The organism is Bradyrhizobium sp. 23 (assembly GCF_023073295.1).
In the GTDB taxonomy this organism is placed as follows: domain Bacteria; phylum Pseudomonadota; class Alphaproteobacteria; order Rhizobiales; family Xanthobacteraceae; genus Bradyrhizobium; species Bradyrhizobium canariense_D.
In genome coordinates, this window is record NZ_JADPJF010000148.1 from 59,126 (window position 1) to 67,322 (window position 8,197).

Sequence of the window (8,197 nt, forward strand, 5' to 3'; positions counted from 1 at the left end):
TTCGTTGTCGCTCATCCTTTGGGCAAATGCACGTCGCAAAAGCCGCCGCACAGCGAATAAGCAGACCCCGGCTTTCCTCATAACATTCTGACGGCGCAGCAAATTTTCCCGCGCTGTCCGCCCGATTGCCATTGTACACAATGGCACGGCGCTTGCAGAACTCCGGGCAACGAGAGTTCTCGCGGGGGCCTTGAGTCATGTTGAACTCAACCAAGCCGACATTGGGTGTCATCATCGCCGAACCGGAGCCGGTCAAGCTCGACTGGTCGGCTACCGCGCTCCTCATCATCGACATGCAGCGCGACTTCATGGAGCCTGGCGGCTTCGGCGAGACGCTCGGCAACGACGTCAGCCAGCTCGCGCGCGCGGTGAAGCCGATCGGTGCGGTGCTGAAGGCCGCGCGGGAGACCGGCATGCTGGTGATCCACACGCGCGAGGGCCATCTGCCCGATCTCTCCGACGCGCCGCCGGCGAAAGTCGAGCGCGGCGCGCCATCGCTTCGCATCGGGGACCCCGGTCCTATGGGCCGCATTCTCATTCGCGGCGAGGCGGGCCACGACATCATCCCGGAGCTCTATCCGCTCGACAGCGAGATCGTGATCGACAAGCCCGGCAAGGGCGCGTTCTACGCCACCGAGCTCACCGACGTGCTGGAGAAATACGGCATCGAGAATCTGCTGGTGTGCGGCGTCACCACCGAGGTGTGCGTCAACACCACCGTGCGCGAGGCCAATGACCGCGGCTATCGCTGCATCGTCATCTCGGACGGCTGCGCATCCTACTTCCCCGAATTTCACGAGATGGGCTTGAAGATGATCAAGGCCCAGGGCGGCATCTTCGGCTGGGTCGCAAGCTCAGCCGCAGTACTGGAGGCGATGAAGATTTCCACATCAGCGTAGGGGCATCACGATGAGCACAGGCACGACAGGGACGGCCGGCACCTCCGAGTTCAAGCCGGCACTATGGACACCGGGCGACTGGAACGCGTTTTTCGGCTTCGGCACCAACATCCTCGTCAACATGCTTGTGCTCACGGGCCTGTTGCGCTTCGTGTTGAAGATGCCTGACAGTCTTGTGTTCGGCCGTATCCTGCCCGCGCTCGGGTTGATGATGTGTCTCTCCACCTTCTACTACGCATACCTCGCCTATCGGCTGGCGCAGAAGACTGGCCGCAACGACGTCTGTGCGCTGCCCTCGGGCGTTAGCGTGCCGCACATGTTCATCGTCACCTTCGTGATCATGCTGCCGATCACGATCAAGACCGGCGATCCGCTCAAGGGCTGGTCGGCGGGCCTGGTCTGGGTGTTCTTCCAGAGTTTTATCCTGATGATCGGCGGTTTCATCGCGCCCTTCATTCGAAAGATCACGCCGCGCGCGGCGCTGCTCGGTACGCTCGCCGGCGTATCCGTCACCTTCATCTCGATGCGGCCGGCGCTCGAAATGTACATGACTCCGCAGATTGGCCTAGTCTGCTTCGCCATCATTCTGGTGAGCTGGTTCGGTGGCGTGAAATATTGGCGCGGCATTCCCGCCGGTCTCGTCGCGATCGCGGTGGGCATGGTCATCGCATGGGGTTCGAACCTGTTCGGCCTCGGTCTCGGTGGACTGAGCGTCAAAGGCGTCGGTGATGCCTTTGCCAATTTCGGCTTCTCGGTGCCGATCCCGGCGGTAGGCTACGTTTTCTCCGGTTTCGAATTCCTCGGAATCATTCTGGTTACCGCCATTCCGTTCGGCATCTATGATCTCGTCGAGGCCATGGACAATGTCGAGAGCGCGGAGGCCGCCGGCGACGAATATCCGACCACGCGCGTGCTCACCGCCGACGGAATCGTCAGCCTGATTGGCTGCCTGATGGGCAATCCCTTCATCAACGCCGTCTATATCGGCCATCCCGGCTGGAAGGCCATGGGCGGCCGCATTGGTTACTCGGCCGCGACCGGCATCATGGTGGTGGTGCTGGCCTGGTTCGGCATCATCTCGGTGCTGCTGGCGCTGGTGCCGGTCGTCGCGATCTCGCCGATCCTGCTCTATATCGGCATGCTCATTGGCGCGCAGGCGTTCCAGACCACGCCGGTCAAGCACGCGCCCGCCATCGTGCTGGCACTGACGCCGCATTTGGCCGCCTGGGCCAAGCTCCAGATCGACACCATGCTGGGCTCGACCATGAACGCGGCTGCGACTGTCGGCGGAATGGCCGCCGACAAGGCCGACGCGGTCAAGGCTGCCGCGATCGCCGCGTTGCCGCAGCAGGGCGTGTTCTATCACGGGTTAGAAGTGATGGGCGGCGGCTCCATCCTCGGCGGCTTGATCCTGGGTGCGATCGGCGTCTTCATCATCGAGCGCGACTTCGAGAAAGCCTCGGCATTCGCGCTGGTTGGTGCAGTCCTGACCTACTTTGGCTTCATGCACGGCGAAGCCGTCGGCATCGGCGGCGGATTTGGCGTCACGCCCGCGGTCGCGTTCGCCTATGCCGTGATGGCCGCCGGTCTGTTCGCGGCCAGCAGGCTCGGCGCGAGCGAGCCTTACATGCCGCACGCGGACATGCACGCGGCACCGGCGGAGTAGCTACCCGCCCTTGACGGCACCAGCGGTGAGCCCGGCGACGATCTGTCGCTGGGCGAACACCGTGAGCAGCAGCACCGGGAGCGTGACGATCAGCGCGGCGGCCGCGAGCGGTCCCCAGCTCAACTGGTCGAACGAGATCATGTTGTAGACGGCGACCGGAAGGGTGCGGGTCTCGCGTCCAGCCAGCACGATGCCGAACACAAAATTGTTCCAGGAGAAGATCACGGCCAGGATGAAGGCGACCGCGATGCCGGGCTTGGCGATCGGCAGCGCGACATGGTGGAAGACCTGCCAGCGCGTGGCGCCGTCGATGAGGGCTGCTTCTTCCAGCTCCATCGGCGTCGTTTCGAAATAGCCGATCATGATCCAGATCACGATCGGCACCGTGACCACGAGGTGGATGATGATCTGCGGCACCAGCGTGCCGAGCAGTCCCAGCCACTGGAACATGAGAAACAGCGGGATCAGATAGGACAGGCCCGGCGTGATGCGGGCGATCAGGATCACGATCGCGGATTTGTGCGCGGCCATCCGCGCAATCCCGTAGCCGGCGGGAACGCCGACGAGCAACGCAAGCAGCGTCGCGCTCCCTGTCACGATCAGGCTGTTGATGAAATAGGTCAGGAAGCGGTTGGAGGCGAGCACTTCGGCATAGTTCTTCCAGGCGACATGCTCGGGAAAGAACACCGGCGGGTAGGCGGCGTTGTCGATCTCGAATTTGAGCGACAGCGACAGCATCCAGAGAAAGAACAGGATCGCCGGCGATACGATGACGAACACCGAGAACCACAGGCCGATCTTGCCGATGATTTGCCTTGGCGTCATGTGCCGCTCGCGATCTCGGTCCACAGCATGCGCTGGCGCGCGTAGAGCATCACCGCCGCAAGCAGAACGATCAGCAGGAAGAACACGACCGCAATCGCCGAGCCGTAGCCGAGGTCGTAATAGGAGAAGGCGACGCTGTAGAGATAGATGTTGATGGTCTCCGACGCCGATCCCGGTCCGCCCTGCGTGATCGCGAAAATGATGTCGAAGCTCTTCACGGCGTCGATCATGCGGATCATACCGGCGATGAACAGGAACGGCATGATCAGCGGCAGGGTGATGAAGCGGAACACCTGCCAGACGCTGGCGCCATCGATCTGTGCACTTTCATAAGGCTCGGTCGGGATCGCGGCCAGGCCGCCGAGCACGATCAGCATGACCAGCGGCGTCCATTGCCAGGTCTCGACCAGCACCAGCGAGGGAATGACGGTCGCGGGATGAAACACCCAGAGCTGCGCAGGAATTCCGACCAGTGACAGCAGATAGTTCAGCACGCCGAGCTGCGGGTGGAACATCATTGTCCAGACCAGCGCGATCGCCACCGGCGTCGCCATCATCGGCATGATGAAGACGCCGCGCAGAAAGCCGCGGCCGGGGAATTTCTGGTGAAACACGACGGCCGCAAACGTGCCGAGCACGAGCGGCAGCAGCACGGACAGTATGGTGTAGACCAGTGTATGCCCGACGGCCTCGATGAAGCGGGGGTCGCTCGTCAGCCGCAGATAATTGGACAATCCGACGAAGGTGGTCGACGAGCCGACCTTCCACTCGTTCAGGCTCATCCAGATCGTGAAGACCCACGGAAAGATGATGATCGCGATCACGACGACCAGCGCCGGCACCACGAACGGCCAGTAGGACGGCGGCCGCAACTCCTTCTCCGGCGCGGCATCAGACTGTGCCGCGCCCGGAGTCGATTGTGTCAACGCACTCACGCCTTCTCGCTACGCTCCAGGATCGGCCGGTACTGATCGTTGGCCTTCTTCAGCTCGGCGGCAGGATCGGCGCCGGACAGGGTCGCGGTGACCGCGGCGCCGACGATGTCGCGGAATTCGGCGACCGGAATCACGACGGGCAGGCCCAGCTTGCTGATCTTGCCGGAATCGATCACCGATTGCAGCCACTCCTTGGTCTTGACGCCCTTCTGGACCTCGGGATCGCCAAGGATCGAGTTGCGGAACGGCACGCCGCCGCCGGCCTGCAGCAGCCGCGCGCCCTGGGTTTTCGAGACCACCCATTGGCAGAGCAGATAGGCGGCTTCCTTGTTCTTGCTCGCAGCGGCAACGCCGATGCCGTCGCCATAGGTCGAGGAATATTGTCCCTTCGGGCCGGCGGGCACGACGGTGTAGCCGACCTTGCCGACGACGCGCGAGGCGGCCGGATCTTCCAGCGGCGGCGCCCAGCCGACGCCGTCGATCCACATCGCGGATCGGCCTTGGGTGAACGAGGCCATCGACTCCATCCAGTTGAAGCCGGCGACGCCTGGGGGTGCCGATTTCGTCAGGAGCGTCTGATACAGCTTGGTCGCCGCAATGGCTTCCGGACCGTCGGTCAGGATGTTGCCCTTGGCGTCGAGGAATTCTCCGCCATAGTTGAGGAAGAAGTTGCTCCACATCGCCATGTTGGCGTTGCGCAAGCCGCGCCCAACAAAGCCGTAGATGCCTTCCTTGGTATCGGTGAGCTTCTCGGCCGCCGCAGCCATCTCGTCGAGGGTCTTGGGAACGGTGACGCCCTTCTTCTCGAACAGCTCCTTGTTGTAGTAGAGGATGAAATAATCGACCGACCACGGCAGCGACAGCATCTGGCCCTTGTCGTTCCTGGCGTATTGCAGGCCGGCTGCCGAGAAGTCGCCCTCGACGAGATCGGGCGCGGTGAGCGCCGGGTCCTTCATGAAGGGCGTCAAGTCGGCGAGCCAGCCGGCCTTCTCGAATTGCCGCTTCTGCACATGGTAGCTGAGATGGACGACGTCGAAGCTCGGCCGTCCCGAGGTGAACTCGATCACCACCTTTTGGCGCTGCTGCTGCTCGGGAATCTGCTCCGCTTCGACCTGGATGCCGGTGAGTTCGGTGAACTCCTTCACGTATTTTTGCAGGTTGTCGCCGCGGGGGCCCTTGGCGAGGATCACCTCGAGCTTGGTCCCCGCGTATTTCTTCCAGTTCACCTCGGCACGCGCCGGCAATCCCGTCAGGCTGAGCGCGCCAGCTGCGGCAGTGCCCGTCAAGAGCGTACGACGCGAGATTTTGTGGTTGACCACTTGAGGTCCCTCCCTGTGACTCAATTTGGGCGGATACTAGCGGCCGTTCTGCTTCTGCCTAGTCCTAATCTGCGGAATTCAGGGCCGCACGGCCGGCGTCTCCATCGGCAAGCCATGCGCTCGCGACATCAGATAGAGTTCGAGCGCGACCAACTCGGGCGCGCCGAAATCATAGGCCTGGGCGCGGACACCCGTCATGCAACTGCGTAGCCGCCGCTCCAGCGATCCCAGCGTCTGCCATTCTAGGCGATAAAGCGGATAGCCGGTCGGCTGTCCCTGCGTGACCGGCGCGCCGGCAAGCCGCTTGTTGAAATTGTCGTCGTGGCAATTGGTGCAGGCAAGATTGAGCTGGCCTTCGCGCTGCATGAAGAGGGCGCGGCCCTGTTCGACGAATGGCTTCAGTTGCGGATCGTCGCCCGCGGTGATCGCGGTGCCGCGCGATTGGTGCGCGACGAAGGCGGACAGGGCCAGCAAATCGCTGCTCTCGTAGGGGAGCGGCCTCGCCTGCTGATGATTGCTGCGGCACAGATTGATGCGCTGGTCGAGCGTGACGGGCCGCGCCAGCGCCTTGTCGAAGGCCGGATAGCGCGCCGCGACGCCTTTCATGCTGCCGCGTGCATCGCCATGGCAATCCGCACAGGCCTTGTCGGCGCTGCCGGTCTTCTTCGTCCACAACGCCTCGCCGTCGAGCACGAACAGCATGCCGGGATTTGAGGTGTCGTCATCCTGCATCGCGCGGGTGTCGGGCCCCATGAACAAATAGCCGGAGCGGCGCGCGTCCGGCGGAATCTCGCCGGCGAGCAGGGCAGGGGCCGTGGCGAGGAACGCCGCGGCCGATATCGCGCGCCAAAAACTCATTCGACCGTGATTGACGCCGATGCGCTGGACAAATAGCCGTTGTCGCCGATCCATTCGAACTCGAACTTGCCGCTCTCCTTCGCGACCGTGAAGAACGACAGATAGGGATTGGCCGCGATCGCGGGGAAGAGATCGGCGCGAAAAATCTCGGTACCGTTGTAGCGGCACGTGAAGCTCGTGATGATGTCGCGCGGCACCAGCGCGCCGTCCGCCGTATGGCGGAAGCCGGTTTCCATGATGTGCGAGGTCAACGTGCGGATCTCGACGATTTCGCCGCGTCTGGCTTTCGCGGGAACGTTGATGAGCGCGGCCATCAGTTCATCTCCTCGGTGCAGGCGGCCAGCGTCACGACGATTTCCGTCGTGACCTGCCAGAACGTGTCGTCGGAAAGACGCGCGATCGCCACCACCTTCTGGGTATCCGCGAGCCGAATCCGGGTCGAGATCTGGGCGCGGCCGGAGGAGGGGCCGAGATGGAAGTTGCCGATGTTCGGCTGCGGGTTCTTCTCGTTGAAGACGTGGATGCTCTTGACGTAGTCGTCCGCCGTCATCGGGCTCGCGACGCTCACGGTCAGCGGCACCGTGTTGCCGTTCTCGACCAGCGGCGGAATGTCGAGCTTCACCTTGCCGGAGCGTACAGGTGCTTCGCCGACGACGTTGCGGATCGCGGCGGTGAGCATCGCCGGTGTCGCCTCGAGCGGCCGCAGCGTGACGATCGGGAGCGTCCCGGCGACCGTCACGCTTCCAGCAAGGTTCAGGAATTGTCGTCGCGTGGTCGGCATGAACAGTCCTAGTCCCGAAGCGTTGCAAGGAAAGCCACGATGTCCTCGATCTCGGCGGCGGACAAGATCGGTTTGCCGACGAAGTTTCGCCCGACCCGCACGAGGTGATCGGTGCGATAATAGGACGGCATGATGGTCTTCGGGTTGAAGCGCGCCGCATCGACCAGTCGAAGCCGCAACTGGCTCACCGTCCAGCGGTTCCCCGCACCCGAGAGGTCAGGCGCGAGGTCGCCCTGGAACCGGGTCTCCGGGAAGGGGCCGGAATGGCACAGGATGCAGGTCGTCGTGCGCGCGAGCACCAGCGCGCGCCCGCGCGCGGCATCGCCGGGCGCGCCGGTGAGCGATTCCGCGATGCCGTCGCCGGCGACGTTGTAGGGCAGGAGCTCCTCGGCTCCCGCGTGGCAGGCGAAGGCGACACTGGCGGCGATCAGCGCTGCGATATGGACCAATGCTCTAGCCAAAGGTATCTGCCGTGATGGTTTGAAACCAGTGCTCGGCTTCGGTCGCCTCGCGGGCGCGCAATTCGCGCGGCGCATCGACCGGGCTGGACGTGCCGCCCTCGACCTCGGCGAAGATGTCGCCCCTGGGCTGGTAATTGCCCGCGAGTGAAAAGCCGTAGCCGGGTGCGACAATGTTGTAGCAGACGCCTGTTAATCGCGGCGTTTCTGGTGCGCGGCCGGCAAGGAGGTTCACGATTACGGAAGCGCAGGCCTTGCCCTGTGCGCTTGCCGCGGATGCCGATTTGGGAATGCCCCCGCCCAGGCAGGCATCGCCGATGACGTGGATGTTCTGGACGAGTTTCGATTCGAAGGTGACGGGATCGATCGGGCACCAGCCGGTGGCATCCGCAGCGCCCGCGACCTCGGCGATGCGTCCCGCTCGCTGCGGCGGGATGACGTTGGCGACGTCAGGGG

The 8,197-nt window shown here is 63.6% G+C and carries 10 protein-coding genes; 2 read left to right on the forward strand and 8 right to left on the reverse strand.

The features are described 5' to 3' along the window. The first annotated feature begins 197 nt into the window (after positions 1-197). Positions 198-899 (forward strand): isochorismatase family cysteine hydrolase, encoded by a 702-nt coding sequence (locus tag IVB32_RS33590; protein ID WP_018457164.1) that lies wholly within the window; start codon positions 198-200, stop codon positions 897-899. Between the two features lie 10 nt (positions 900-909). After that, the gene (locus tag IVB32_RS33595) at positions 910-2,565 is read left to right on the forward strand and encodes a regulator (RefSeq protein ID WP_247367090.1); all 1,656 of its coding nucleotides are present in this window, start codon (positions 910-912) and stop codon (positions 2,563-2,565) included. Here the strand turns inward: IVB32_RS33595 and IVB32_RS33600 are convergent, their stop codons facing one another. The 8 genes from IVB32_RS33600 to IVB32_RS33635 form a co-directional block, all read right to left on the reverse strand. Next, on the reverse strand, positions 2,566-3,390 hold the full coding sequence (locus IVB32_RS33600; protein ID WP_247367089.1) for a carbohydrate ABC transporter permease: 825 nt from the start codon (positions 3,388-3,390) through the stop codon (positions 2,566-2,568). Continuing rightward, a complete protein-coding gene (locus tag IVB32_RS33605) occupies positions 3,387-4,325 on the reverse strand; it encodes a sugar ABC transporter permease (RefSeq protein ID WP_247367088.1) in 939 nt (312 codons plus the stop codon). Before IVB32_RS33605 ends, IVB32_RS33600 begins: the two co-directional genes overlap by 4 nt. After that, positions 4,322-5,644 carry an extracellular solute-binding protein gene (locus tag IVB32_RS33610; RefSeq protein WP_247296350.1) on the reverse strand — a complete coding sequence of 441 codons (1,323 nt, stop codon included), beginning with the start codon at positions 5,642-5,644 and terminating at the stop codon, positions 4,322-4,324. Before IVB32_RS33610 ends, IVB32_RS33605 begins: the two co-directional genes overlap by 4 nt. Positions 5,645-5,722: 78 nt before the next feature. Further along, positions 5,723-6,502, reverse strand: a complete 780-nt coding sequence (soxA, locus tag IVB32_RS33615; RefSeq protein WP_247412807.1) for a sulfur oxidation c-type cytochrome SoxA — start codon at positions 6,500-6,502, stop codon at positions 5,723-5,725. Beyond that, on the reverse strand, positions 6,499-6,816 hold the full coding sequence (gene soxZ, locus IVB32_RS33620) for a thiosulfate oxidation carrier complex protein SoxZ (protein WP_018457158.1): 318 nt from the start codon (positions 6,814-6,816) through the stop codon (positions 6,499-6,501). The genes soxA and soxZ overlap by 4 nt, the downstream gene beginning before the upstream one ends. Next, on the reverse strand, positions 6,816-7,283 hold the full coding sequence (locus IVB32_RS33625) for a SoxY-related AACIE arm protein (RefSeq protein WP_026233314.1): 468 nt from the start codon (positions 7,281-7,283) through the stop codon (positions 6,816-6,818). The genes soxZ and IVB32_RS33625 overlap by 1 nt, the downstream gene beginning before the upstream one ends. An 8-nt stretch (positions 7,284-7,291) precedes the next feature. Next, a complete protein-coding gene (gene soxX, locus IVB32_RS33630; RefSeq protein ID WP_247367075.1) occupies positions 7,292-7,744 on the reverse strand; it encodes a sulfur oxidation c-type cytochrome SoxX in 453 nt (150 codons plus the stop codon). Continuing rightward, the coding region (locus IVB32_RS33635; protein ID WP_247412808.1) for an FCSD flavin-binding domain-containing protein at positions 7,737-8,197 on the reverse strand (461 nt) is incomplete at its 5' end. The genes IVB32_RS33635 and soxX, both read right to left, overlap by 8 nt.